The organism is Helcococcus sp. SA-HE-C1, assembly GCF_985670335.1.
This window is the reverse complement of the sequence record NZ_OZ484652.1, coordinates 415,207-438,847: the sequence shown is the minus strand read 5'-3', so window position 1 is coordinate 438,847 and position 23,641 is coordinate 415,207. Positions and strand designations below refer to the sequence as shown.

24 protein-coding genes and 1 pseudogene are annotated in these 23,641 nt (G+C 27.8%); 8 read left to right on the top strand and 17 right to left on the bottom strand.

Annotation, left to right across the window (positions count from 1 at the left end):
* Window positions 1–85 precede the first annotated feature (85 nt).
* Window positions 86–877 (bottom strand): formate/nitrite transporter family protein, encoded by a 792-nt coding sequence (locus AC4KN9_RS02395; RefSeq protein WP_491017068.1) that lies wholly within the window; start codon window positions 875–877, stop codon window positions 86–88.
* 136 nt (window positions 878–1,013) lie between these two features.
* On the opposite strand from AC4KN9_RS02395, the gene AC4KN9_RS02390 reads away from it, so the two are divergent.
* Both AC4KN9_RS02390 and AC4KN9_RS02385 read left to right on the top strand, forming a co-directional pair.
* Window positions 1,014–1,631, top strand: coding sequence for an NADPH-dependent FMN reductase (locus AC4KN9_RS02390; protein ID WP_491017067.1), 618 nt, complete (start codon window positions 1,014–1,016; stop codon window positions 1,629–1,631).
* The gene (locus AC4KN9_RS02385) at window positions 1,628–2,278 is read left to right on the top strand and encodes an NADPH-dependent FMN reductase (protein WP_491017066.1); all 651 of its coding nucleotides are present in this window, start codon (window positions 1,628–1,630) and stop codon (window positions 2,276–2,278) included. The genes AC4KN9_RS02390 and AC4KN9_RS02385 overlap by 4 nt, the downstream gene beginning before the upstream one ends.
* A gap of 75 nt (window positions 2,279–2,353) precedes the next feature.
* Here AC4KN9_RS02385 and AC4KN9_RS02380 read toward each other — a convergent pair whose 3' ends face one another.
* Entirely contained in the window at window positions 2,354–3,616 is a 1,263-nt protein-coding gene (locus tag AC4KN9_RS02380; RefSeq protein ID WP_491017065.1) for a hemolysin family protein, read from the bottom strand.
* A 109-nt stretch (window positions 3,617–3,725) separates the two neighbouring features.
* On the opposite strand from AC4KN9_RS02380, the gene AC4KN9_RS02375 reads away from it, so the two are divergent.
* Window positions 3,726–4,238 carry a dihydrofolate reductase gene (locus AC4KN9_RS02375; RefSeq protein WP_491017064.1) on the top strand — a complete coding sequence of 171 codons (513 nt, stop codon included), beginning with the start codon at window positions 3,726–3,728 and terminating at the stop codon, window positions 4,236–4,238.
* Between the two features lie 249 nt (window positions 4,239–4,487).
* Here AC4KN9_RS02375 and AC4KN9_RS02370 read toward each other — a convergent pair whose 3' ends face one another.
* From AC4KN9_RS02370 to rlmD, 3 genes are all read right to left on the bottom strand, one after another.
* The gene (locus AC4KN9_RS02370; protein WP_491017063.1) at window positions 4,488–5,477 is read right to left on the bottom strand and encodes an alpha/beta hydrolase; all 990 of its coding nucleotides are present in this window, start codon (window positions 5,475–5,477) and stop codon (window positions 4,488–4,490) included.
* A gap of 71 nt (window positions 5,478–5,548) precedes the next feature.
* The gene (gene nagB, locus AC4KN9_RS02365; protein ID WP_491017062.1) at window positions 5,549–6,274 is read right to left on the bottom strand and encodes a glucosamine-6-phosphate deaminase; all 726 of its coding nucleotides are present in this window, start codon (window positions 6,272–6,274) and stop codon (window positions 5,549–5,551) included.
* A gap of 64 nt (window positions 6,275–6,338) precedes the next feature.
* Window positions 6,339–7,625, bottom strand: coding sequence for a 23S rRNA (uracil(1939)-C(5))-methyltransferase RlmD (rlmD, locus tag AC4KN9_RS02360; RefSeq protein ID WP_491017061.1), 1,287 nt, complete (start codon window positions 7,623–7,625; stop codon window positions 6,339–6,341).
* A gap of 222 nt (window positions 7,626–7,847) precedes the next feature.
* On the opposite strand from rlmD, the gene AC4KN9_RS02355 reads away from it, so the two are divergent.
* From AC4KN9_RS02355 to AC4KN9_RS02335, 5 genes are all read left to right on the top strand, one after another.
* Window positions 7,848–8,207, top strand: coding sequence for a DUF2089 domain-containing protein (locus tag AC4KN9_RS02355; protein WP_491017060.1), 360 nt, complete (start codon window positions 7,848–7,850; stop codon window positions 8,205–8,207).
* A 9-nt stretch (window positions 8,208–8,216) separates the two neighbouring features.
* The gene (locus AC4KN9_RS02350; RefSeq protein WP_491017059.1) at window positions 8,217–9,293 is read left to right on the top strand and encodes a DUF4097 family beta strand repeat-containing protein; all 1,077 of its coding nucleotides are present in this window, start codon (window positions 8,217–8,219) and stop codon (window positions 9,291–9,293) included.
* A 137-nt stretch (window positions 9,294–9,430) separates the two neighbouring features.
* The gene (locus AC4KN9_RS02345) at window positions 9,431–10,612 is read left to right on the top strand and encodes a G5 domain-containing protein (protein ID WP_491017058.1); all 1,182 of its coding nucleotides are present in this window, start codon (window positions 9,431–9,433) and stop codon (window positions 10,610–10,612) included.
* Between the two features lie 150 nt (window positions 10,613–10,762).
* A complete protein-coding gene (locus AC4KN9_RS02340; protein ID WP_491017057.1) occupies window positions 10,763–11,203 on the top strand; it encodes a LytTR family DNA-binding domain-containing protein in 441 nt (146 codons plus the stop codon).
* A gap of 8 nt (window positions 11,204–11,211) precedes the next feature.
* Complete coding sequence (locus tag AC4KN9_RS02335; RefSeq protein WP_491017056.1) at window positions 11,212–11,643, top strand: DUF3021 domain-containing protein; 432 nt, start codon at window positions 11,212–11,214, stop codon at window positions 11,641–11,643.
* Window positions 11,644–11,770: 127 nt separating this feature from the next.
* Here the strand turns inward: AC4KN9_RS02335 and fni are convergent, their stop codons facing one another.
* From fni to AC4KN9_RS02275, 12 genes and pseudogenes are all read right to left on the bottom strand, one after another.
* Window positions 11,771–12,841, bottom strand: coding sequence for a type 2 isopentenyl-diphosphate Delta-isomerase (gene fni / locus AC4KN9_RS02330; protein WP_491017055.1), 1,071 nt, complete (start codon window positions 12,839–12,841; stop codon window positions 11,771–11,773).
* Window position 12,842: 1 nt separating this feature from the next.
* Window positions 12,843–13,904 carry a phosphomevalonate kinase gene (locus AC4KN9_RS02325; protein WP_491017054.1) on the bottom strand — a complete coding sequence of 354 codons (1,062 nt, stop codon included), beginning with the start codon at window positions 13,902–13,904 and terminating at the stop codon, window positions 12,843–12,845.
* A complete protein-coding gene (gene mvaD, locus AC4KN9_RS02320) occupies window positions 13,901–14,869 on the bottom strand; it encodes a diphosphomevalonate decarboxylase (RefSeq protein ID WP_491017053.1) in 969 nt (322 codons plus the stop codon). Before mvaD ends, AC4KN9_RS02325 begins: the two co-directional genes overlap by 4 nt.
* Window positions 14,866–15,795: a mevalonate kinase gene (gene mvk / locus AC4KN9_RS02315; RefSeq protein WP_491017052.1), complete on the bottom strand. Its 930-nt coding sequence runs from the start codon at window positions 15,793–15,795 to the stop codon at window positions 14,866–14,868. Before mvk ends, mvaD begins: the two co-directional genes overlap by 4 nt.
* A gap of 137 nt (window positions 15,796–15,932) precedes the next feature.
* The gene (locus AC4KN9_RS02310; RefSeq protein ID WP_491017051.1) at window positions 15,933–16,271 is read right to left on the bottom strand and encodes a zinc ribbon domain-containing protein YjdM; all 339 of its coding nucleotides are present in this window, start codon (window positions 16,269–16,271) and stop codon (window positions 15,933–15,935) included.
* Between the two features lie 8 nt (window positions 16,272–16,279).
* Window positions 16,280–16,990 carry a purine-nucleoside phosphorylase gene (gene deoD / locus AC4KN9_RS02305; RefSeq protein ID WP_491017050.1) on the bottom strand — a complete coding sequence of 237 codons (711 nt, stop codon included), beginning with the start codon at window positions 16,988–16,990 and terminating at the stop codon, window positions 16,280–16,282.
* Window positions 16,991–17,020: 30 nt separating this feature from the next.
* A pseudogene (locus tag AC4KN9_RS02300) lies at window positions 17,021–18,361 on the bottom strand (M18 family aminopeptidase).
* Between the two features lie 16 nt (window positions 18,362–18,377).
* Complete coding sequence (locus AC4KN9_RS02295) at window positions 18,378–19,706, bottom strand: CoA-disulfide reductase (protein WP_491017049.1); 1,329 nt, start codon at window positions 19,704–19,706, stop codon at window positions 18,378–18,380.
* Window positions 19,707–19,809: 103 nt separating this feature from the next.
* Window positions 19,810–21,150 (bottom strand): hypothetical protein, encoded by a 1,341-nt coding sequence (locus AC4KN9_RS02290; protein ID WP_491017048.1) that lies wholly within the window; start codon window positions 21,148–21,150, stop codon window positions 19,810–19,812.
* A 106-nt stretch (window positions 21,151–21,256) separates the two neighbouring features.
* Window positions 21,257–22,198, bottom strand: a complete 942-nt coding sequence (locus AC4KN9_RS02285; RefSeq protein WP_491017047.1) for a hypothetical protein — start codon at window positions 22,196–22,198, stop codon at window positions 21,257–21,259.
* 110 nt (window positions 22,199–22,308) lie between these two features.
* Window positions 22,309–23,031 carry a cytochrome c biogenesis CcdA family protein gene (locus tag AC4KN9_RS02280; protein WP_491017046.1) on the bottom strand — a complete coding sequence of 241 codons (723 nt, stop codon included), beginning with the start codon at window positions 23,029–23,031 and terminating at the stop codon, window positions 22,309–22,311.
* Window positions 23,021–23,635: a thioredoxin domain-containing protein gene (locus AC4KN9_RS02275; protein ID WP_491017045.1), complete on the bottom strand. Its 615-nt coding sequence runs from the start codon at window positions 23,633–23,635 to the stop codon at window positions 23,021–23,023. Before AC4KN9_RS02275 ends, AC4KN9_RS02280 begins: the two co-directional genes overlap by 11 nt.
* Between the last annotated feature and the right edge of the window lie 6 nt (window positions 23,636–23,641).

Genomic DNA, 23,641 nt, shown 5'->3' with positions numbered 1-23,641 from the left:
ATATAAAAACAAAAAGGAATGTAGTTTGTAAAATACATATTACATTCCTTTTTAAATAGTATAAAAATTATTTATTTTTTATAAATTAGTCCTTATAATTGATTTTTGTGTTATTCAGCCACGCATATATCAATCCTAAAAGTCCTCCACCAATTATATTTCCAAGAGTAACCAATCCCCACGCTCTAATTATATTCATAAAACTTAATCCTTCTAATGAGCCCGCATATTTTGAAAACATTACAAGTGAAAAAGATCCAAAATTAGCTACTAAATGTTCTAATCCAAGCAATACAAACATAGATATTGCTGATATTATGATAAAAAATTTACTTGGTACATCTTTAATAACTATAAATGAAATAGCTGCTATATTTACGAAAATATTACCTAGTATTCCACCAAATAATGTATCTGTATTCGTCTGTGCTAACTTTGTCCCTACAACCTTAAAAAGATGGCTATCATTTTTCATATGTATCATAGCTACAGTTTGATTCATTAAAATTCCTATAATTAATCCACCTACCAGATTTAATAAAATACAAACCGTTAATATTTTTATAGCCTTTGACCATTTAATTTCTTTAAGATAAATCCCAGCTCCAAAAAACATCATATTGGAAGTAGCTAGTTCTGCACCTAAAAATAATATGTAAAGTAGCCCAAATGAGAATACAAATGAAAAGGCTGCCCTTCCATACATTCCCAAAGCGTTTAATCCATCTGCCATATAAGCACCAGCAATAGTTGATAACGCCAGATAGACACCACCTAAAATCGATCTAACACAATATCTAGGCATATCATTATCAAATAACTCAATTTTTTTATGTACACTTTTATTTAATCCTTTTATAAATTCTGATTCTGCCATAAATTCTCCTTATATTTTAATTATAATAATATTATATCAATATGATAAATTTTATCAAAATAATTTTCATCTTTGACTATATACCTTAATATTTGATATAATTTACGTAATATAACAAGTTTTGAAAGGACATAATATGAAGAAAATAGTAGGTATAGTGGGTACTAATTCACTAGTTTCAACTAATAGAAAATTACTAGAATATATACAAGCTCAATTTTTTTATAAAGTCGATGTTGACATTATTGAAATTAAAGGTGTACCTCTAATGGATTATAGAGAAAATGACGAATTTCCAGAAATTATTACTGATATCACAAAAAGAATTGAAGATGCTGATGCAGTAATAATCGCAACTCCTGAGTATGATCACGCTCCTACTGCTTCTTTACTCAATTTATTAGCTTGGCTGTCATATAAAGTGCATCCTTTTGTGCATAAACCAGTAATGATAGTTAGTGCTTCACATGGACAATTAGGTGCCTCTAGAGCTCAAAACATTCTTCGACAAATAATGATCTGTCCGGAAATAAATGCAAGAGTATTTAGTAAACAATATTTATTACCTTATTCTCGTAACGCTTTTGATGAAATTGGAGATTTAAGAGGTCGAGATAAAATTCAAGAGATGGAAAGATATTTTAATGAATTTTTAGAGTTTGTAAATTTAGTAAACGAATCTCAAACTGGACTTTCCGATATACATGAATTTGATGATTTCAAGTGGGATGCAATAAAAGGAGAAGAAAAATGAAGTTTGTAGCAATGGTTGGATCTATTTACGAAAATTCTGTAAATAAGAAATTAATATCGTATATAAAAAGAAAATTTAATGATTTGGCAGAAATTGAAATTTTAGATATCAGAGATGTGCCTATGTTTAATCAAGATGAAGATGTAGATGAATTTCCAAAGATAAAAGAATTAAACGATAAAATAATCGAATCGGATGGTGTTATCATAGTAACACCTGAGCATAACCATACAATTCCTGCAATACTAAAATCTGTAATAGAGTGGTTGTCTTATGACTATCATCCATTTATTGATAAACCCGTGATGATACTTGGTGCTTCTTTTACTGAACAAGGTTCTTCTAGAGCACAATTACATCTAAGAAACATTTTGGATTCTCCAGGTCTTGATGCCTTAGTTATGCCGGGAAGTGAATTTTTACTTTCAAATGCACTTGAAAAATTTGATGAAAATGGCGATATCAATGATGAAAGAACTATTGATTATATTGAACATTGTCTTATTAGATTTGTTAATTATTCAAAAATAATTCAAAAATTAAAATTTGAATCTATTGAAAGTAACTACTCCAGAAAAAAAAGAGAAGGACTCTATGCTAGCTCTGATCCTTACGCTGATGCAACAACAGGTGCTAGTGAATATTAAATAAAATAAAAAAATAGTGATGGGTACATTGAGTTTCCATCACTATTCTATTATCTCTATTCCCTTACCCTTAAATTATTCCATTATACTTATTATTATCTCATCAACTCTATTTCCTTCGATTGATTTTACAATAAATTTATAACCGTTAAAAATAAATTTGTCATTTCTTTCTGGCATTTTACCTAAGTTTTCTGATATGAATCCACCAAGTGTATTTGAATAATAATTTTCTACATCTTCTTTTATCTTTAATATTTCAAAAGCCTTATCTAACGCACATCTTCCCGATGCTATAAAAGTTTTTCCCTTTACAACAGTATGAATATCTAATTCCACGCTATCTGTCTCGTCCCAAATCTCACCTACCAGCTCTTCAAGCAAATCTTCCATGGTAACTATACCTTCCATACCTCCATGTTCGTCAATTATTACAGCCATATGTTTTTTTTCTCTTTGCATCATATTTAATAGTGCTGAAAGTTTCATTGCTCCTGGTATATATAATACTTCTGAAATTATACTTTCAATACTTAAATCTTCTTCATATCGTATTTTTTTTCTCATATACCTATAAAAATCTTTTTGATGAATGATACCTAATACCTTATCAACAGTATCCTCATATACGATAAGCCTTGAAAATGAATATTCATCAAATACTCCTTCAATCTCTTCATCTGTATCTTCAATATCTACCGCTACAACGTCCACTCTTGGTATTAAAACACTATCTACACTTACATCATCAAATTCTATAGCAGCTTTAATTAATCTATGTTCATCATATTCGATACTTCCCTCTATTTTTGCATCATCCACATAAGAAAGTAGCTCATCCTCACTTATTGAAGATTCATCATCTTCAGGTATTAATTTCATAATTAATTTTTGCCATAAATTTGTTAAAAATACTAATGGTCTAAAAAGAACAATCAGAAATCTTAGTGGTGTATTAAATGTAATTGCAACTTTTTCAGGCATCATTTTAGCGACTAACTTTGGTGCTATTTCTGAAAGTAGAAGCAGTAAAATTGTTGTTGTTATAGTTGAAATTAAGGCTCCGTAATTTGGATATAATTTCATGAAAAATATGGTTGAAATAGCTGATGATGCTATATTTACAAGATTATTTCCAATAAGTATTGTAGCTAATAATTCATCGTACTTAGAATGTAATTTTAATGCATGTTCAGCATTTTTATTGCCGTCCTTCACCTTTGTCTTTAATCTGTTCTTTTTCAATGATGTATATGCTGTTTCAGACGATGAAAAAAAAGCTGAACAAACTACACATAAAAAAAATAATAATATACTATATATATCGCTCGAATCCATTGATTCAATAACCTCCCTAACCTTAATGTACTTTAGGTTTCTTTATTATTCATAGTATATCATAAATTTACCATAGTATGATATACTAGTTTTATATTTAGGAGGTTTTATGATTGAAAATATTTATATGATTGCCGCAGTCACAAAGGATTCGTATGCAATTGGAAAAGACGGTGATATGATTTACCATTTAAAAGATGATTTGAAATATTTTAAGGAAACTACACTATATCATACTATAGTTTGTGGTCGAACAACCTATTTTAGTTTCCCTAAAAGACCTCTCCCTCATCGAAAAAATATTATATTAACCAGATCAAGTGATAATTATAAAGGAGCATACACACTTCATTCAAAAAATGAAGTTATTGAATATGCTAAAAATAACCCAAATGAAAAAATATTTATTGTTGGTGGCGACAGTATCTATCATCAATTTTTAGACGTTTCATCAAAGTTATATATCACTGAAATTGATGAAACTTTTGGAGATAAGGCTCATAATGCTGATTCTTTTTTTCCTAAATTTAATAAGGATAATTGGAAAGTAGAATCAACTTCAGACTATGTATGCTCAGATAACGCACCAAAGTACAGATATATAGTTTACAAAAGAAAATAGAAACTTTCTCCTGATTAGTTTTTTCTTTGACTTAATCAGGAGATTTAATTTATGAGATTTTTAAATTCTAGATAATCTTATCCGATTTTTTTATATATTAATTGTCTGCGATACCACGTTTTTCTAGTATTAAATAAATAAAAATTTTCCTTTTAATATTTTTCTTGAAAATTTACATAATACATAACAACATATTAGAAAAATAAAAGTAAATAATTCCTTATAAAAATATCTAATTACGTACATATTTTACGCTTCTAACCATCTTAAATATTCATCTATAAATAGTGATTCATCAAATCCGTGATCTTCATTTGCAATGAAAATTCTATTTATATTCCCACCTTTCGACTTTAATTTTTTAACATATTCTTCTGTTCCCCTATAATCAACAGTTTTATCTTCATTTGAGTATGTCACAAATTGCTTTATATCTACAGAATTTATTTTATTCGAAAGATTTAGTTCATCTAGTAATTTTTTTCTTTTCTTTTCATTTTTGACACTTTTCTCATCTGCTACTGCAAATAACATTGGTACATTGTAATTAAAAGTTAAACAAGGATATACAAATGCTACTGATTTAACTTCATCTGATATAATATCTATTTCATCTTTTTTATAGGAACTGTCAAATTCTTCAAAAAAATCATATCCCATATATTTATTAATAAAACTACCTGCAATATATCCACCTGCTGAATAACCTAAAATGGATATTTCATTTTTATCTATATCAAAATTTGACGCATTATATTTTATATATCTTACAGCTCTCTGAAGATCTAACATGGCTGCTGGAAACTTATAAGGAGCAATTCTATAGTCAAGTAAAAAAACATTTATATCATGTTTATTAAGTATATCTGCAACTTTTTTACCACCATTTATTCCCCCATGGAAAGTCTTGTAACAAAATCCTCCCCCAGATAAAAGTATTATTGATTTTCTTCCCTTATTTACAAGATATGGAATAATATATGGTACATCGTCGTACTTTTCACTTTCATATCCTGTTTCAATTTCATATAGATACGTAAATGTATCTGCCAATTCCTTTATATCTTCATATTCTTTATTAGCTATTTTTTTAGAGTATCTTATAGTTGTATCTAGGCGATTTGCGTCATAGTCTATTTCCATTTTCTCTAATTTACTTTTATTTTTATGATATGGTGGATTTTCCCATATTTCTACCTTTTTTTCAATGTCTTTGATTTTTGGTGCATTCACGCTCATTGTTTTTCTCCATATAATATTAAATTAAAAAGAAGTCGTTGGTGATTTTACACACAAAGACTTCTTGATTTTTATAATTTACTTCCAGCTTTTTCATCCACAATTATTGTAATATCGGGATGTAACTTTAATAATGTTGAAGGGTTTTGTGTAGTAATTTTACCATCTCCTAAGGCTGCGATAGCGTCCGCTTTAGATTCACCGAATGCAATCAAAATAATTTTTTTCGCCTTAAATATTGATCCTATCCCCATAGATATTGCTTCTTTTGGCACATCATTTATAGAATCAAAAAATCTCTTATTTGCTTCAATCGTAGATTCTGTTAGACTTTCGATATGAGTATTCATTTCTAACTCTTCATTTGGCTCATTAAAACCAATATGCCCATTCCTACCAATACCAAGAATTTGTATATCTTGTCCACCTAAATTATCAATTAATTTTTCATACTCTTTTGCTGTTTCTTCAAAATTTTTTGAAACCCCATTTGGTACATAAGTATTCTCTTTGTCTATATCAATATGATTAAAAAGTTTTTCATTCATAAAATGTCTATAACTTTGTGTGTGATTTCCATCAAGTCCAATGTACTCGTCAAGATTTATTGTTTTGATTTTCTTAAATGAGATTTTACCATTTTTATTCATCTCTATTAAATTTTCGTATATTTTAATCGGTGATGAACCTGTTGCCAATCCAAGTACAGCCTCTTCATTATTGGAAATAACATCTTTTATTATTTGAGCAGCTTTTTCACTTACTTCTTTTTCATCTTTTAGTACAATTATATTCATTTTATCCCCTTTCAATTGATTTCTTATTAATATATTAACACAAAACAATAATTTGGGTAAAATATTATCTAACTAAAATTGATAAAGTTTCCACTTCTATAGTATTTACAAATTGATCAAATCCAGTAACTTCTTTCAATTTAAATCCATAGTCCTTAAATCTTTTGATATCTCTTGACATAGTCGCAGGATTGCAAGAAATATAAATCAAAGTATTAATATTAGATTTACCAATTTCATTTATTATATTTTCGTCCAATCCCCTTCTTGGTGGATCTACCAGTGTAACTGTATTATCATCTTCTAAGTTTATTTTTTTAATAGCAACTTCAGCTGCTTCATTTATCCATTCAATATTTTCTATACCATTTAATAACGCATTTTCCTTAGCATCTTTCACTGCATCTTCACTTATTTCAATAGAAATTATCTTTTTAGTAGTATCTGAGAGTATAATTGAAGATGTTGAAATCCCGCTATATAAATCAATTATTTTTTCTGAATTTAATTTTTTAATGTATTCTTTAACACTTAAATATATTTGATATGAAATGTCTTTGTTTACCTGAAAAAATGCTTTTGGAGAAATATTAAAATAGAAATCCCCCATTTTTTCTTTAATTTTCATTTTCCCAAATACATGGGTTAGTTCAAGTATTTTATAGTTTCTTCTTTTAGGATTATAACTAACATAGAAACTGTCGAATATATTTGATTTTTCTAAATCCTTAAAAAATTCCTTAAAATTATATTCTCTATTAAATACAAGTACTGCTTGTACTTCTCCTATACTTGTTGATCTTATTATAATATTTTTTACTAGTCCATTCCCTTTTCTTGTATCGTACCCCTCTATTTTATGATAACTTAATATTTCTTGTAATTTTGGTAGAATATCATTTATTTCTTTAGTAATCATTATACATCTATTGATTGGTATACTATCTTGAGAATTTCGTGAAAAATATGATAATTTACCTTTTTTATCAAGTTTTAACTCTATCTTATTTCTATATCCATAAATTTCATTCGCCTTTACAAAATTAATGTTTAATATATTTTCTCCAGCAATTCTATTTAAATTATTTATTATTAAATTCTTTTTAAATTTAACTTGTTTTTCATATTTTATGTCATAAATATCGTATATTCCACACAAATCACTCTTTTCAATTTTCTTATCAGTCAAATACTTAGATTTTTCAATTGTTTTGATTTTTTTACATATACAAAAACTTTTTTTCTTTTTAGTTACTTGTGCCAAAACTATTTCTCCTAGTTTAGCATCTTTTACAAAAAAAATTAATCCATCTTTTTTTGATATACCATTTGCTTTATCATCAAGAATCAATTATCTCCAATTCTAATTTATCATTTATTTCTGTTTCTTTTTTTTCTATCATCTTTATTCTCCTCGTTATATTATAATATCATATATAAAAATTTATATTTTTATAATTTTAAAATTCAAAATTAAATATTTTAATAAAATAGTTTTCTTTTATAAATATATTTGACATTAATATTAAATTATTGTATTCTTGATTTATAAATATTAATATTGGGAGAGTGTATGAAAAATAGTTTAAATAAATGTCCTGTGTGCGATAACACTTTAACTATCACAAAATATACATGTGATGATTGTCACACAGAGATAACTGGAAGATTTTATAATAGTGGTTTTTCTAAATTAAATGAAGAACAACTAGATTTCATAGAAATTTTTGTACTAAAAAGGGGAAATATTAAGGAAATAGAGAAAGAACTAGGGATTTCATATCCAACTGTTAGAAATAAGCTAGATAATATTATTTCAACCTTGGGCCACAAAGTTGAAACTTCATCCTCTAAAATTGAAATTTTATCAATGCTTGATAATAATGAAATATCACCAAGTGATGCTACTAGATTACTAAAAGAATTAGAATAGGAGATTTATATGAGTGAAGAGAAAAAACTAATCATAAAAATGCTAAAAGAAGGAAAAATAAATGAAGAAGAGGCTCTAAAATTGCTCGATGCAATAAAAGAAGATAAATATGACTCAAAAAATGAAAAAGAAAAAACAGAAAATAAATTTGAATCCTCTATTAATTCATTTTTTTCAAATTTATTTAATACCGTAGAAAAGAGCATAAAGAAAGCTGAAGAAAAAATTAATTTGAGCAATATTGATTTTGATGAAATTAACTTTAATTTTGGCTTTTCAGGAAAAACTACTAATGAGTTTATAATCGATGAAATTACTGAAGATATTGACTTATTAGTAGATTATATTAATGGTAAAGTATTTATCTCATCCTGGGATAACGACTATATAAAATGTTCAAGTAAGATTTCATTTGATGAAAATATGTATTCTGAAGATTATACTTTTATTACAAAATCTCACAATGGTAAAGATATTCATATTTCAACAGATGAAAACTCTAATATAGATAAATTTAACTCTACTATATATATTTATCTTCCTAAAAAATATACTAATAACATTAAATGCAGAAATATAACCGGAAAAATTATTATTAATAATGTGACATCCAATTCTATAGATTTAGACAATACTAATTCAAAAATAATTATTGAACATGTTGTCGCTTCTAAAGATATAAAAATAAATGGTATAAATGGTAAGTTTTCAGTGGAAAATATTTCTACTCCTAACTTAAAAATGAAGAATTTGAATGGAAAAATTAGTGTGCGAGGAATTGACTGTGAACATATTTTTGCTGAAAATATGAATGGGTTTATTTTACTATCTAATATTTCAAAAATTACAAATTCAATAAATTTACATTCCTTTAATGGCGGAGTTTATGTAGAAAATATCAATTATAATAAACCCACACGTGCAAAATTAACTGGTAGATTTGATGAGAAATTAGATTCAATTTTTACTACAATTGTGCGAAATGATATGACCACTGTTGCTCACACGTCAGATTATATTGAAGATTTAGATGATAAATTAGAAATTAACATAAACACTAAAAATGGTAAAATCACGCTTGTATAACGCATAATATAGGGATTTCTTCTACAAGCATAATTAATTTATTAACTTTAAGTAACAAAAAGTTACTATTTGGTTACAATGTATTGACAAAAAGTTACAAAAAGGTTAATATAAGTTATGTGAGATTGGAGAAAACAATGAATTTTATGAAAAAACACAAAAAAATGTTGACAGCAACACTCGCTGCGGCAGTAATAAGCTTTAGTGGATACATAGTAATAGCTAACACTCCTTTCGAAGTAACTTTAACTATTGACGGAGTAACTGAAACTATAAAAACTAACGAGACTACATTAAATCAAATACTATTAAATAAAGGGTATAAAGTATACGATTTGAAGTCTGATGTATCACTAGACACACTGTTAGAAAAAAATCAAAAAATTATAATTAACACAAAAAAAGATGTAACTTTTAATAATAAAGGTAAGACACTAACCGTTTCAACTTATAGCACAACAGTTAGCGATTTCTTAAAAGAATATGGAATCAAACCCGATACAGAAGATTTCATAAGTCCTTCTTTGGACGCAAATATAAAAAATGGTGATATTATATCATATGATGATATTAACATTGAAAATTATACAAAAAATATAGAATTAGAATACAAAACAATAGATGAAAATTCTTTTAATGTTAAATTTGGGGAAACAGAAATAAAAACTTCTGGTGAAAATGGAACAAAAGTAGAGCAATACACAAAGATTACAAAAAATGGAGTTGTTGTTTCTGATAGATTAACAAATTCAAAAGTAATCAAAGAACCTATTGATGAGATTAAATTGGTAGGAACTAAAGAGATTGTAGAAGAAAATATAAAAAAAGAAACAATCGAAAGAAAAAATTCATCTCTATATAAAGGTGAAACTAAAACTATTCAAGAAGGTAAAAATGGTTTAATTGAATACGTTTATGAAAATGATGGAAATGAAAGAAAATTAGTCAATAAAGAAGTTAAAACAGAGGCTGTAACTAAAATTATTGAATACGGTACAAAACCAAGACCTGCATCAACAGGTGGATTAACAGTAAGTAAGTATTCACTAAGTAACTTAAGATATAATGGTATAATCCATTGGAACGGACTAAAGTTTACATACTATTCACAAAGTGTTTTACCTGGTAGAGGGCTAAGGATACCCGGCCGACATGTAAATGGTGGTGGTTTTGTAGCAGATGAAAATGGATATATTGTAGTGTCTCACAGGTCAGCATCTAAAGGAACTGTAATAAATACTCCATTCGGGTATAAAGCCAAAGTATATGATAGATGCGGAAACTGTGCATCAAATCATTATGATGTATATACGAAATAATTAAAAGCTGTTTAGCAGCTTTTTTTTATTTTAAATTTTCGCTCATCAGTGATTATATACCTTTTATCCAAATATTATAGAAATAGAAAAAAAATTATTTTATAATGATATCAAGATATATCTTATATAAATACTTGTAAGGAGGTTGAATTGAAAGTCAAAATAGTTATAGATGATAAAATGGATGAAAATTTAATAAAAATATATACAAAGACTTACAATAAAGATATAGAAAACTTGCAAAACTTCTTAGAAAATAGCAATAAAAATATAATTGTTGGTTTTCAAAATGAACAAGTATATATACTTAACTATAACGATATCATTCGTTTCTATACCGAAGATAAAAAAATCTATATAGAAACTAAAACTGACACTTTTATATCACGATTAAGATTATATGAAATTGAGGAAAGAGTATATGATAAGAATTTTATAAAAATATCGAGATATGAAATCATAAATATTAATTATGTGAAAAAATTAGATTTGTCTTTTAAAGGAACTATCGCCGTAAAAATGGATAATAATAAAGTATCCTATGTTTCTAGGAGATCCTTAAAAGATTTTAAAAATATTTTAGGACTTTAGGAGGTTATATGAAAAAAGTTAATAATTACTTTAAAAATTTTTTAATCGGAATAGCTATTGGTAATTTAGTAGAGTTATTTATATCAATTATGATAGGTAAACTTACAATAGGAGCTCCAAGTTTTGTAAATAACCAAAGTTCTCCACTTGTTGCCAAAATAATTCAAACTGTTTTATATGGTGGTTTTGGTATAATTGGGCTTATGGGAAAAAATATGAAAAGTGAAAATATCTTAAAAAGCACTTTAGCACACATCACGGTATTTACAATATATTTTTTAATAGTTGGTTATTACTTGAAATGGTATCAAAGTTTAACAACTCTTCTAATTGCATTATTTATATGGTTGGCAATATACTTGATCATATGGTTGGCTTTTTACTTACAAGCTAAAAAGGAAGTTGATAAAATAAATCGTGAGTTAAACAAAAAGAAATAAATTAACGGATTGTACGTTTTGTGCAATCCGTATTTTTATGCCTAGCATATTATTTACCACTTTAATTAATTTTTCATATATAATTATATTTTTTAAACAAAAAATTGTAGAATAGTATATAATTTCCTCAAAATTTATTAAATCTATTTCCAAATTTCTTAAAATCAATGCCCCTTATTTCACACCAATCTTTTACTTGATTTCTAATAATTAAGTCTGTTTCAGTTAAATTAGAAAGTTTTGAAGCACCCAATAATGTCATTATTGACTTTATTTCATATTTCCAATTATTAACTATTTCTATCGTTTCTTCAAGCGGAGTATCATTTACTAAATATATAAATCTCCCCGCCATAGCTACCGACTTAGCTCCAAGCGAGAGTGATTTTACTATATCCATTGAATTTCTTATCCCTCCAGAAGCTAGAATATCATAGTCATGTATAAAATCTTGTGCTTCCAACATAGAATTAATTGTTGAATTTCCAAAATTTTCTAAAAAATTATATTCATTATTTTTTCTTCTACTATTTTCTATTTTAGCAAAATTTGTGCCACCTTTTCCTGATATATCAATTGTTTTTGCACCAATATTTATTAAATGTTGTATTGAATTTTTCGACATACCATTTCCTACTTCTTTTATCAAAACAGGCAAACCTAGATTATCGATAATGTTTGAAATATTTTCAGTCCACTTAGTAAAATCCCTTTCCCCTTCTGGCATTACAATTTCTTGACACGCATTTATATGTATTTGAATACCATCTGCATCTATTATTTCACAAGCTCTTTTAGCATCTTCTAAACTTTTATCTGCACCTAAATTCGCAAAAATTATCCCATTAGGATTTTCTTTTCTTGCAACTTTATATGAAGCATGAGTACTCTTATCTCTTAAGGCTACAGATAGTGAGCCAACCGCCATAAATATATCCGTTTCTCTTGCAATTATCGCTAATTTTCTATTGAACACTTTTGTAAAATCTGACCCACCAGTCATTCCATTAATATGAAATGGATTACTAAAATTAAACCCTGCAAATGACGTTGAAATATCGACATCTTCAAAATTTACTTCTGGTAAAACATGATGAATAAAATCAACACTATCAAAATCAGAAATTTCATTTTCTTTATAATATTCCAAGGCCCTATTTACATGATCATCTTTTCTACTTTTATCTAGTTCACTCATATTAATCCTCATAAATTCTTAAATCCAAATTTAATATACAATTCTCTTTCCATTTTTTTACAGTTTCTAAAGCATCCATATCAGAAGTATATAATGCAATCCCACAATCTCCACCACCAGCTCCTGAAGTTTTTGAAGCCATTCCATCTTTTAACGCTATTTCTATCAGATTATTTAGTTCTTTAGTTTCTATTGTAATTGAAAAATATTTTGCATAATCTCTTAAAAGTTCTCTGTTTTTTCTAAATGCCGTCTTAATCTTCTTAAAATTTCTATTTTTATATCCCTCTACAAATTCATCGACAATATTATCACTTTTAATAGGGAATGATTCATAGAAATCGAGTTTTTTATTGATATTTTTTTTTGAATTTTCAACTAAAATATTTGATGATGCTGGTGTTTTTGTCCATCCAATTAAGAAATTAAAATCTTGATTTATATTTATATTAGTAATATCTAAATCTTCCCATTCACTTTGAATAATTTGCGAAATAGATTCATTTTTATATCGATTATGTATTTTGTCTCTGTCAAATGAAGTATATCTTATAATTCCTGTAAAAGCAGATGATGCAATATCCCCGCATGAACTATTCGTATTAATTAAAATACTAGCAAGTGCTGAAAGCTTAAATAATTCAAACTTAGTATAAATAATGTTATAATATCTTAATAAAGCTTTAATTATAGACACCACAACTGCAGCGGAAGATCCTAGTCCATATTTAATTCCATCTGTAGATTCTAATTCGCTCATGACTTCAATATCATAAAAATCTAATTTTATATTTTTCTCTGTTAAATATTCTTCTGTGATTTGTATAGCCTTAACTATATATAAAAATCTATCATCTTCTTTCTCTATAACTATTTTATTATCTTGTCTAGACCATACCATATGTACATTTGAATATGATTTTATAGACCCTTTCTTAGTTGACTTTTTTATATTAACGGTAATAAATCTATTTACAGACATTAAAACTGCACTATGCCCCGGTTGTACTACAGCATATTCTCCTGCAATATATAGTTTTCCAGGAGTTTTTACAGTAATCATTTTATCTCCTTAATCTCAGCATCTTTTCCAACTTCTGAAAAAATTATATTATCAAAATCATTTTTCATTTGATTAATTATATCTTTTGCTTCACTTTTCTTACAAATAATTTTGACATTTGGACCTGCATCCATAGTATAAAAAATATCAAAACCATTTTCTCTTAGTTCTTTAATTTTATTTATAGCTCTTATACTTTTTTCTTCAAAATACATTATAGGTGGATTAGATGAAAGCATCGTAGCATGCATCCTCATAGCATTATGTTCAGCTATTTTTCCTACTTCTATAAAATCTCTATTTTTAATAGCTTTTTTTATCTTTCTAATATCTACATGTGTAGCTTCTACATGTGCATCATACAATGGTGATGTGTCAATCGTTTTTTTCATCGCCTCTCTTGAAGATATTGATTTCTTACCTTCATTTAACACTAAGATAATCATGGCAATATCCCAATCTGCGTCATCTATTTTGACAGCAAAGGATGTTTCATGATTATTTCCTCTCTCCCATTCTACAAAACCACCATATATACTTCTAGCTGCAAATCCTGAGCCTCTCCTAGCTAATTTTGAAATTTCTTTTTTATCAAAATTTAATCCAAATAAACTATTTAATGCCATTGAAAGTGCTGCATAACCTGATGCCGATGAAGCCAACCCTGCAGCAGTTGGTACATGATTATATGATTTTATAAGAACTTTAGAATTATTTCCACTAATTTCTCTAAAAATATCTATAAATAAACTTATTTTTTTATGCTCTTTTTCCCCTTGTAATTCGTCATTTAAATAAAAAATATCATTATTTTTATCGGTAAAACTGACTTCTGTTTCCGTATATAATGAATCTAAAGTTAAAGAAATTGAATTGTTTTTTGGAATAATTAACTCTTCATCTTCTTTACCCCAGTATTTTATTAATGCAATATTTGAATGTGCTTTCGCCCTAAATTTTTTCATACTATCTCACTTTTTAAATTAAATAACCAAACGTTAGTCGCTTTATTTTTTAATGAATCTGCAATTTTTTTTGCTGAATTAAAATCTCTAGCTAAAGAAATCATGCAACCACCTTTGCCACCGCCAGTAAGTTTAGAACCTAATGCTCCATTTTCATTCGAAATTTTTATTAATTCTTCTAATTTTTCATCTGTTACATTTAAAATTCTTAATTTACTTTGAAATGAATTGAATATTTTACCAAGAAGAATTATATCATTATTTAAAATAGAATTTTTGGCTTTTTCAGCTAATTCTCCCATTTCATCAATAGATTTTATTATATTTGGGTCATTGTTTTTGAGCATTTTTTTTATACCATTAACAGCCTCTTTTGTACGTCCCTTTTTGCCCGTATCAGCTATAACAAGGTATCCATCCATATTTATAGGAAAAATTTCTATATCTTTATTTTTTTGAAAATATACGCTTTTTTCATTAAGTACAACGCTTAAATCGATACCACTTGGATCCCCATGTATTATTTTTTCTGATATTTCAGCCCATTTTTTAATATCATCATCATTGTGTTTTATTTGAAAAAAATTATACAACGCCCTAATAACTCCAACTGATGAAGCCGCACTAGAACCCATCCCTCGTTCATTTGGAATAGTTGACCTTATAGTTATTTTAATTTTTTCATTTATTTTATACTCATATAAAAAACTCTTTATTATATATCTTAAACCAGCTAAATCCTCTGATGCTTGATCTAAATTCCCGTAATAAAAGCTGCATTCTAATTCATTTTCTTTATTTTTTTCAATATACACTCTTAAATCTGTAGCTAGAAATGGAACAGCAATTGCCGGTTTATTATAAACAACCGAATGCTCTCCTATTAAAATGATTTTTCCATGTGTTATAGACATTGGTTCTTTCATATTTTCCCTCTTTTTTTATAACATTATGATTTTAGCATATAATTTATTGTAAAACAATAAATGTATATTAATTCATAAATAAAAAAAGTACCAAAATATATATTTTTTAATAAACTATATATTTTGGTATTTTTTAATCACGCTAATCTAACTACACTTCCTTTTAGGTAAATCTGTCCATTCCCATCTATCTTAGCCAGTATTTCATGTCCATTATGTGGCACATCAAGTAAAGTAATATTTTTTACTTTTGTACCTTGTTTTAAGGTATCAGAGCCTAATTTTAAGTTTTCATTAATTATTAAGTCGCATCCATCAACAATTACTTTGCCATATGCATCCTTAACAGCATTTTCCTGTTCTTTGATCTCATCTGTGAGCTTTGTCCATTCATGCGTACACATCGGGCAAATCAAGAGATTCCCTTGTGCATAAGTATATTCTGAATTACATTTAGGACAATTTGGATATTCCATTTTCACTCCTATTCTGGGGCGATTTCTAACGCCATTTCCATCATTTCTGTATAAGCTTGTTCTCTTACTTCTGCTGAATCTTCACCTTCACTATTATCTGAAACTGTACAAATACATAATGCTTGTTTTCCATTCTCTAGGGCAGGCATATAAAGTCCGGCTGCTTCCATTTCAATTGCTAATGTTCCATATTTTTTGAGATTTTCCATAATTGCAGGATCCCATTTTCTATAGAACTCGTCACTTGATAATACTGTTCCAAAATAAGTATTTAAGCCTCTTTCATTAGCATATTTTTTTGCATCCAATAAAAGATCAAATGTCGCTGTTGGTGAAAATCTAATTTCTCCAAATTTTCCATTTACACATGAGGATGGTGTATTTGCTGCCGTAGCCACTACGATATCTCTAACTTTAAGATTTGGTTGTAATCCTCCAGCTGTACCAACCCTAATAATTGTTTGTACATCATAAAATGCAAAAAGTTCATGATAATATATCATCGCTGATGGAATCCCCATACCTGAACCCATTACAGAAACTCTTTTTCCTTTATAATCTCCAGTAAAACCAAGCATCCCTCTTACATCATTAAATTGTTCAACATTTTCTAAGAATTTATCAGCTATAAATTTTGCTCTTTTAGGATCTCCTGGCATTAGTACTGTATTTGCAATTTGGTCTTTATTTGTTGCTCCTATATGTGGTGTTGGAATCATCTAAATCTCCTTTTATATTTTAAATTTTTTCTATTCTGATTCATAAAATCCAAGCATTAAATCTAGCATAAATTTCTGATCTTTTACACCTGCCATTTCTCTTGCAGAGTGCATAGCAAGCATTGCATTTCCTATATCTATATTTCTGATACCAGTATTAGTTTCTATTATTGCTCCAATAGTACTTCCACCTCTTACATCTGATCTATTGTGATAAAACTGAAGTGGTACATCATTTTTTTGGGCTATATCAATCAATACCGCTCTACCAAATCCATCTGTAGCATAAGATTTTCTAGCAGAATCTTTTATTACTGGTCCTTCATTAATTTTAGGTTTATTGGTAATATCATTTTTTTCCTTATAGTTTGGATGTAAGGCATGTGCCTAATCTGCAGAAATCATATATGAATCATATATTTGATTCAAGAATTCTGTTTCACTATTTCCAAGTGTCAATGATATTTTTCTTAAAACATCTCTAAACATTGCACTAGCTGCACCTTGCTGAGTTGATGAACCTATTTCTTCATTGTCAAAGGCAACAAAAACTTGGGTGTTTTTAGCCTCTTTAGAATTAATTAAAGCATTTAATCCTGAATGCACCATCCCTAAATTGTCTATTTTTCCAGATTGAAAAAACTCTGCATTTGCTCCAAAAATATTTGCTCTTTCTCTATTATAAAGGAATAAATCATGTGCTAAAATTTCATCTACATTTACATCCAACTCATCTGCTATAAATTGATCTAAGTCAAAATCTTCTCCCATACCTAAAATTGGCAATGTATGAATTTGAGGATTTAGTTTTTTATCACTATCATCTCCTCTTTTCATATGAATTGCAAGTGAAGGTATAGTTAGAAAATCATAATCAAAATCAAATAACTCAATCCTAGGTTCGTGTGATTTTTCTCCTTTTAAGAAAATTCTTCCAGCTATTGAAAGAGGCCTATCAAGCCATGTTTCAAGTAATGGCCCACCATATACTTCTGTATTTAACTTTAAGTATCCTTCATCTTTAACGATAGGGTTGGTCTTTATCTTAAATCCTGGTGAGTCTGTATGTGCTCCAATAATTCTAAATCCTGATTTTACATTACTTCCTATGACGAAAGCTAAAACCGTTGAATTATTTATTACGATAAAATATTTCCCACCATTTTTTATTTCCCAATTTTGTTTTAAGTCTAGTTGCTTAAATCCAGCTTCTTCTAGTCTAACCACTGATTCTTCTACTGCATGATACATAGATACAGATGCATCTAAAAAGTCTAGTAAGTCATTTATTATAAAATAATCTTCTCTAATATCATCTAAAATTTCTTCTTCTATGTTATCTATTTCTTCTATTTTGTAATCCTCTTTCATTTTACTATGTCCTTTTTTAGTTCGATGCATTTCCTGCTACATTTAATCCATCCCATGTAGGTGCATAAGGTGGTGAATATGAAAAATCAATAAACCCTAATTCATCAACTGTTAGGCCTGAATATACTGCAACAGATATTGCAGTCAATCTTTCTACAGCACCTTTTTTACCAAATACTTGTCCACCCAAGATTTTTTTCGTATCTCTTTCATAAACTAATTTGATGTATAAATCTTCTTGTCCTTTTACATAAGAAGTTTGATTTTTAGTTTTAATTAATTTTGATTTGACATCTATACCTAATTCTTTAGCTCTGCTTTCAGTTAACCCTGTTGCACCAACACCATATTCGCCAACTTGTAGGGATGATGATCCATACGCTCCTAGATATTCTTTTTGTTTATCTGAAACAATATTTTCACCAACTATACGCCCCATTTTATTTGCATATGTAGCCAATGCTGCATAAAAATCTTTTTGTTGAGGATTATAAACTGTTGCACAGTCTCCTGCTGCATAGACATCTTTTATACTTGTTTTACCAGATTTATCTATTACAATGGCTCCATTTTTTAATTTATTAAGTCTTTCATCTGTAAATATTTCCGTATTTGGCTTGAATCCTACTGCCATAATAGCTAAATCACATTCGTACTCACCTTTGTCTGTAATAACTTTTTTAGCTCTATTATTTTCAACTTCAAATTTTTCATAACTATGTTCTTCAAGAAATTCTACGCCATGTTCTACTAGTGCTTCTTTAATTAATTCTGAAATATCTGTATCAAAAACATTATCCATTAAATATTTCGCTCTTTGAACAACTTTAACATTCTTACCTAATGACTTTATTTGCTCCGCTACTTCTAGTCCAATAAATCCACTACCAACAACTACTACATCTTTTGCATTTTTTAGTTCTTCTTTAATTTGATCTGCTTCTCTCAGCTTGGTTACAGTAATTACATTTTCAGCATCTGAACCTTCTCCAAACACTAAGGGTATCGCTCCAGTTGCGATTGCTAATTTATCATATTTTTTTACTAATTCTTCATTATTTTCTAAATTTTTGATTGTAACTTCTTTTTTATCAAAATCTACCGATAATGCTTCATGCTTAACTAAAACTTCTACTCCGGTTTCTCTTGTTTTTTCAACAAATCTCGCAAACATTCTTTCGCTATTGTCAAATTGTCCACCTATATAGTATGGAAGTCCACAAGCTCCAAATGATACATAGTCTTCTTTTTCAATTATTGTCACATTTGCATCTGGATTTGTTCTTTTTGCTTTTGCTGCTATAGATGCTCCTGCAGCAATTCCTCCAACTATTAGTATTTCCATAGTTCCTCCTATATTTTAATTTTTCCATTATTATTTTTATATACCCCTTTAATAAAAAAATAACCAATAAATTTTACTAAATTTATTGATTACTTTGTTTATTTTATCTATTTAATTTTATCCATACTCCAGATTTATCTTTATCATTAGAAATATTTACGAATTTATTTTCTATCTTGTATATATAATACTCTCCTGCTTTTACTTCCTCAAATTGACTGTTTTCTTCAACAGCATCTGTGAATCTATTGTATCCCTTTGTAGGTTCTGATACATTTAGTTTTGAACCAACTTCTAATAGCTCTTCTTTGGTTTCTTCTTTAGTTTCTTCTTTAGTTTCTTCTTTTGTTTCTTCTTTTGTTTCTTCTTTTGTAAAATCTTCTTTTTCAGTTTCGACTTCTTCTTTTATGGATTCTTTTGTGGTTTCTGGTACCTTAACAAATGATTTTGAAATTATATAATCATCTTTATTTTCCATTGTTTCTGTATATGTCTCTTCAACGATTTTTACATCTTTAGTATCAGCATCGTCTTTAACGTCTAATACAGTAATATTAGAGTTTGGGTTTTGTATGAAAAATGATTTTTCTGTCGTAATTTCTTTTTTATCTTTAGAATTAGAAGTCTTTTTCTCTTCTTCTTCTTTTTTTTCTGTTTCTTTTTCTAGTTCTTTTTCTACAGAATTTGGATTAATCCATACACCGGCAGAATCCCTATCTTTAGTAATATTTATCATACCATTTGCTTTAGTATAAATTAAATATTCCCCTCTTTTAACTTCTGTAACAACATTGATATCATTTACTGCATTTCCAGAATTATAATATCCTTTTGTATCTGCTTTTAATACAAATTTTTCAAATTTTTTTTCTTCATTTTCATTTTCATTTTCTTTTTTTACCTCGGAAGTATGATTAATATTTTTGTTTGGATTTATCCATGCTCCTGCAACACCCTTAATTTTAGTAATATTAATCATTCCATCATGCTCATAATATATATAATACTTTCCAGCTTTAACTTCTGTAACAGCATTTTTGTTATTTTTTGCAGAATTTGCATCCATATAACCGTTTAAAGGTCTCAAAACTTCATAACTATCGTTAACTCTATTGTTTCCAACAGAATTCTTTTTTTGTAATGATTTTTTTTCTGATTCTAGGTCTAAATTATCATTAACATTTATCCATTTTCCAGGTTCGCCCTTTATTTTAGAAATATTTATTAAATTGCCCTTTTTGTTGTAAATATAATATTTTCCTTTATCTAATGTAGTATAACTTTTTTTTCTTTTTGATGCATTTTCTTCACTATCATAAGTTTGCACACTATTATTTAATTTAAACTCTCCATTTTCAGCAAAAACATATGATGCAGGAGAGAATAAGATAGCTGTTGATAAAGTAACTAAGCTACCCCTTTTTATAAAATCTTTAACTTTCATATACTTCTCCTATCTGTATATAACTATTCAAATTTAGTATATTATAAAATGTAAATATTTGCAAAATATATTTACAAAAAAAGACTTACTTTCGTAAGTCTTAATACTAGTCTATATAAACATCATATTGATTTAGAGCACAGCCCGAACATCTGTCATAAACTTTAGCTTTATATCCAAATGGTGTATCTATAACTGAACCTTTTGGAGCATTTTTATGAGCTACTACAATATATCCATCTTTATCTGAAACATATCCATCATCATTAACATGTCTTCCTGGTATTTTTAATCCATATCCTGGTAGTACTTTTTGTGAATAATATGAAAATTTATATCCTTCCCACTTAATAATTCCATAGTATCTGAAATATTGTAATGAATATAATTTTTCGGTAGTTATATTTTTTTCTTCAGTCTCTTCTTGTTGATTTTTTACCTTATTTTCTTCTTTTACATTTTTTTCAACTTCTCGTGAAGTTATTTTTTCATCTTCTTTTGTTTCTCTTTCTACATTTACATCAGGATTAATCCATGCCCCTGGTTCTCCTTCTGTCTTTGTAATATTTATCATTCCATCGTATTCTTTATATATGAAATATTTTCCTGCTACATATGTTGCTCTTGCATCTTTTTCATTTCTTGCATCTTTTGCATTGATATAAACTTTTGTATTATATTTTAGTTCAAATTCATTTGTTTTAACATTTTCTTTTACTTTTACAGTTTTATTTTTCTTTTCAATTTTATTTTCTGTAGTTTTCTCAACTGAGGCTATTTCACTCAAATATTTTTCTGATATCCATGCTCCTGGCTGCCCCTCTGTCTTTGTAATATTTACCATTCCATTATATCTTTTGTATACATAGTATTCACCAGCTAAATATACTTTTACTGCATTAGTTTCTTTTTTAGCATCAATCGAATTCATATATACACTAGATTGGTTATTAAGGATTAGTTTTTCCGCAAAAGCAAATGAAATACCGCCTAAAATTAATGAACTTGTTATCGTTAGTAAAGAACCTACTTTTAATATTCTTTTCATATCTCCTCCATTGGTGAGATAATTGTATAATATATTATTTTAAAAAACAACAAAAGTGTAACAAAATCGTTACACTTTTTGAGAAAAAGTTACATTTTCGTAACTATATCTTATACATATAATCCTTCAAATCCAATGTACAAGAAATAAATACCTAATGCGAATATTAACAAACCTAATACAAATGTTGAAATTTTAGTAAACCATTTATATGAGGTTTTACCATTTAATTGTCCAACAAAACCTAATAATGTCCCTGCTAATATTACTATTAAGCTATGACCTATTGCAAATAACAGGAATAGCAATAACCCCCATAATGCATTTACATTTTCTGATCCACCTGTTCCTGAAATCATTGACATAAGAGCAATCATAACTGGTGTTGCACATGGAGATGAAAATAGTCCTCCTAAAAGTCCAGATATTAATGCTCCAATATATCCTTTTTTCTTACTCTTATTTACAAAATTTGTAGGATGAATAAAGTAGTGAATCCCCCAAAATTGTATCGCCATTAAAATCATTAAAATCCCTATAAAGAAATACCACCAAACACCAACTGTGCTTACTACTCTTTGTAAATATGCTGAAGCTATACCAATTGCTGAAAATGTTATTGTCATACCAATAGCAAATGTTAATGAAAGAAAAAATAATCTCTTTGTATCCTTAGCTCCTGTACCACCAACATATCCTATTATTAAAGGTACAGAACTCATTGAACATGGAGTAAGACTTGTGATTATACCTGCAAATAACGCTAAAATTGGAGCGAGTACACTGCCTTGTCTAAGTGTCCATGATATTTCAGTTAAAAAATTATTGAACATTTACCATTTCCTCCGCAATACCAGTTAATATATCTTCTTTAAGTAAACCAAATGACATAACCAACGCTATTTGATCCTTGTTCTTTTCCTTATATGAATAAAATCCATATTTAGCAAATTTTTCACTAGGTGTATAAGGTTTTTTGCCAGGTAAATAATACATGAATCCTGGTGTTCCCTGTATTGGATATTGCTTTCCTATTTCAGGATTATCTTGAATATCTACATACTTAATGTTTATATCTTTTCTTTCTTCTGACATTTTCTTTACATATGGTCTCATTATATTACAATAATGACATACTTTCGTACCAAACATTACAATACTCGGTTTATCACCAGATATTAAACTTTGTAATTTATCATCTGATCTAATGTAAAAATCGTCATTTAAATTCTCAGTTTTATTTCCTGATGCTGAGGATGAAGATTTTTCCATAGTTGTTTCTTTATCTAATCTTGACATTCCTTGCTCAGTTTTAGTTTCCATTTTTGTTTCGGTGATTTTATTTTTCACCTTATTTTTATTTGATAAGTAAAATATACCAAAAGCAATTAAAATTGCGCCTAATATTAATAGTACAAGTTTCGCTGTTTTATTCATATTATT

What these genes read in the sequence shown, in the direction of transcription:
- AC4KN9_RS02395 (WP_491017068.1), bottom strand. Translation starts at nt 877, where the DNA reads ATGGCAGAATCAGAATTTATAAAAGGATTAAATAAAAGTGTACATAAA.
- AC4KN9_RS02390 (WP_491017067.1), top strand. Translation starts at nt 1,014, where the DNA reads ATGAAGAAAATAGTAGGTATAGTGGGTACTAATTCACTAGTTTCAACT.
- AC4KN9_RS02385 (WP_491017066.1), top strand. Translation starts at nt 1,628, where the DNA reads ATGAAGTTTGTAGCAATGGTTGGATCTATTTACGAAAATTCTGTAAAT.
- AC4KN9_RS02380 (WP_491017065.1), bottom strand. Translation starts at nt 3,616, where the DNA reads ATGGATTCGAGCGATATATATAGTATATTATTATTTTTTTTATGTGTA.
- AC4KN9_RS02375 (WP_491017064.1), top strand. Translation starts at nt 3,726, where the DNA reads ATGATTGAAAATATTTATATGATTGCCGCAGTCACAAAGGATTCGTAT.
- AC4KN9_RS02370 (WP_491017063.1), bottom strand. Translation starts at nt 5,477, where the DNA reads ATGAGCGTGAATGCACCAAAAATCAAAGACATTGAAAAAAAGGTAGAA.
- nagB (WP_491017062.1), bottom strand. Translation starts at nt 6,274, where the DNA reads ATGAATATAATTGTACTAAAAGATGAAAAAGAAGTAAGTGAAAAAGCT.
- AC4KN9_RS02355 (WP_491017060.1), top strand. Translation starts at nt 7,848, where the DNA reads ATGAAAAATAGTTTAAATAAATGTCCTGTGTGCGATAACACTTTAACT.
- AC4KN9_RS02350 (WP_491017059.1), top strand. Translation starts at nt 8,217, where the DNA reads ATGAGTGAAGAGAAAAAACTAATCATAAAAATGCTAAAAGAAGGAAAA.
- AC4KN9_RS02345 (WP_491017058.1), top strand. Translation starts at nt 9,431, where the DNA reads ATGAATTTTATGAAAAAACACAAAAAAATGTTGACAGCAACACTCGCT.
- AC4KN9_RS02335 (WP_491017056.1), top strand. Translation starts at nt 11,212, where the DNA reads ATGAAAAAAGTTAATAATTACTTTAAAAATTTTTTAATCGGAATAGCT.
- fni (WP_491017055.1), bottom strand. Translation starts at nt 12,841, where the DNA reads ATGAGTGAACTAGATAAAAGTAGAAAAGATGATCATGTAAATAGGGCC.
- AC4KN9_RS02325 (WP_491017054.1), bottom strand. Translation starts at nt 13,904, where the DNA reads ATGATTACTGTAAAAACTCCTGGAAAACTATATATTGCAGGAGAATAT.
- mvaD (WP_491017053.1), bottom strand. Translation starts at nt 14,869, where the DNA reads ATGAAAAAATTTAGGGCGAAAGCACATTCAAATATTGCATTAATAAAA.
- mvk (WP_491017052.1), bottom strand. Translation starts at nt 15,795, where the DNA reads ATGAAAGAACCAATGTCTATAACACATGGAAAAATCATTTTAATAGGA.
- AC4KN9_RS02310 (WP_491017051.1), bottom strand. Translation starts at nt 16,271, where the DNA reads ATGGAATATCCAAATTGTCCTAAATGTAATTCAGAATATACTTATGCA.
- deoD (WP_491017050.1), bottom strand. Translation starts at nt 16,990, where the DNA reads ATGATTCCAACACCACATATAGGAGCAACAAATAAAGACCAAATTGCA.
- AC4KN9_RS02295 (WP_491017049.1), bottom strand. Translation starts at nt 19,706, where the DNA reads ATGGAAATACTAATAGTTGGAGGAATTGCTGCAGGAGCATCTATAGCA.
- AC4KN9_RS02290 (WP_491017048.1), bottom strand. Translation starts at nt 21,150, where the DNA reads ATGAAAGTTAAAGATTTTATAAAAAGGGGTAGCTTAGTTACTTTATCA.
- AC4KN9_RS02285 (WP_491017047.1), bottom strand. Translation starts at nt 22,198, where the DNA reads ATGAAAAGAATATTAAAAGTAGGTTCTTTACTAACGATAACAAGTTCA.
- AC4KN9_RS02280 (WP_491017046.1), bottom strand. Translation starts at nt 23,031, where the DNA reads ATGTTCAATAATTTTTTAACTGAAATATCATGGACACTTAGACAAGGC.
- AC4KN9_RS02275 (WP_491017045.1), bottom strand. Translation starts at nt 23,635, where the DNA reads ATGAATAAAACAGCGAAACTTGTACTATTAATATTAGGCGCAATTTTA.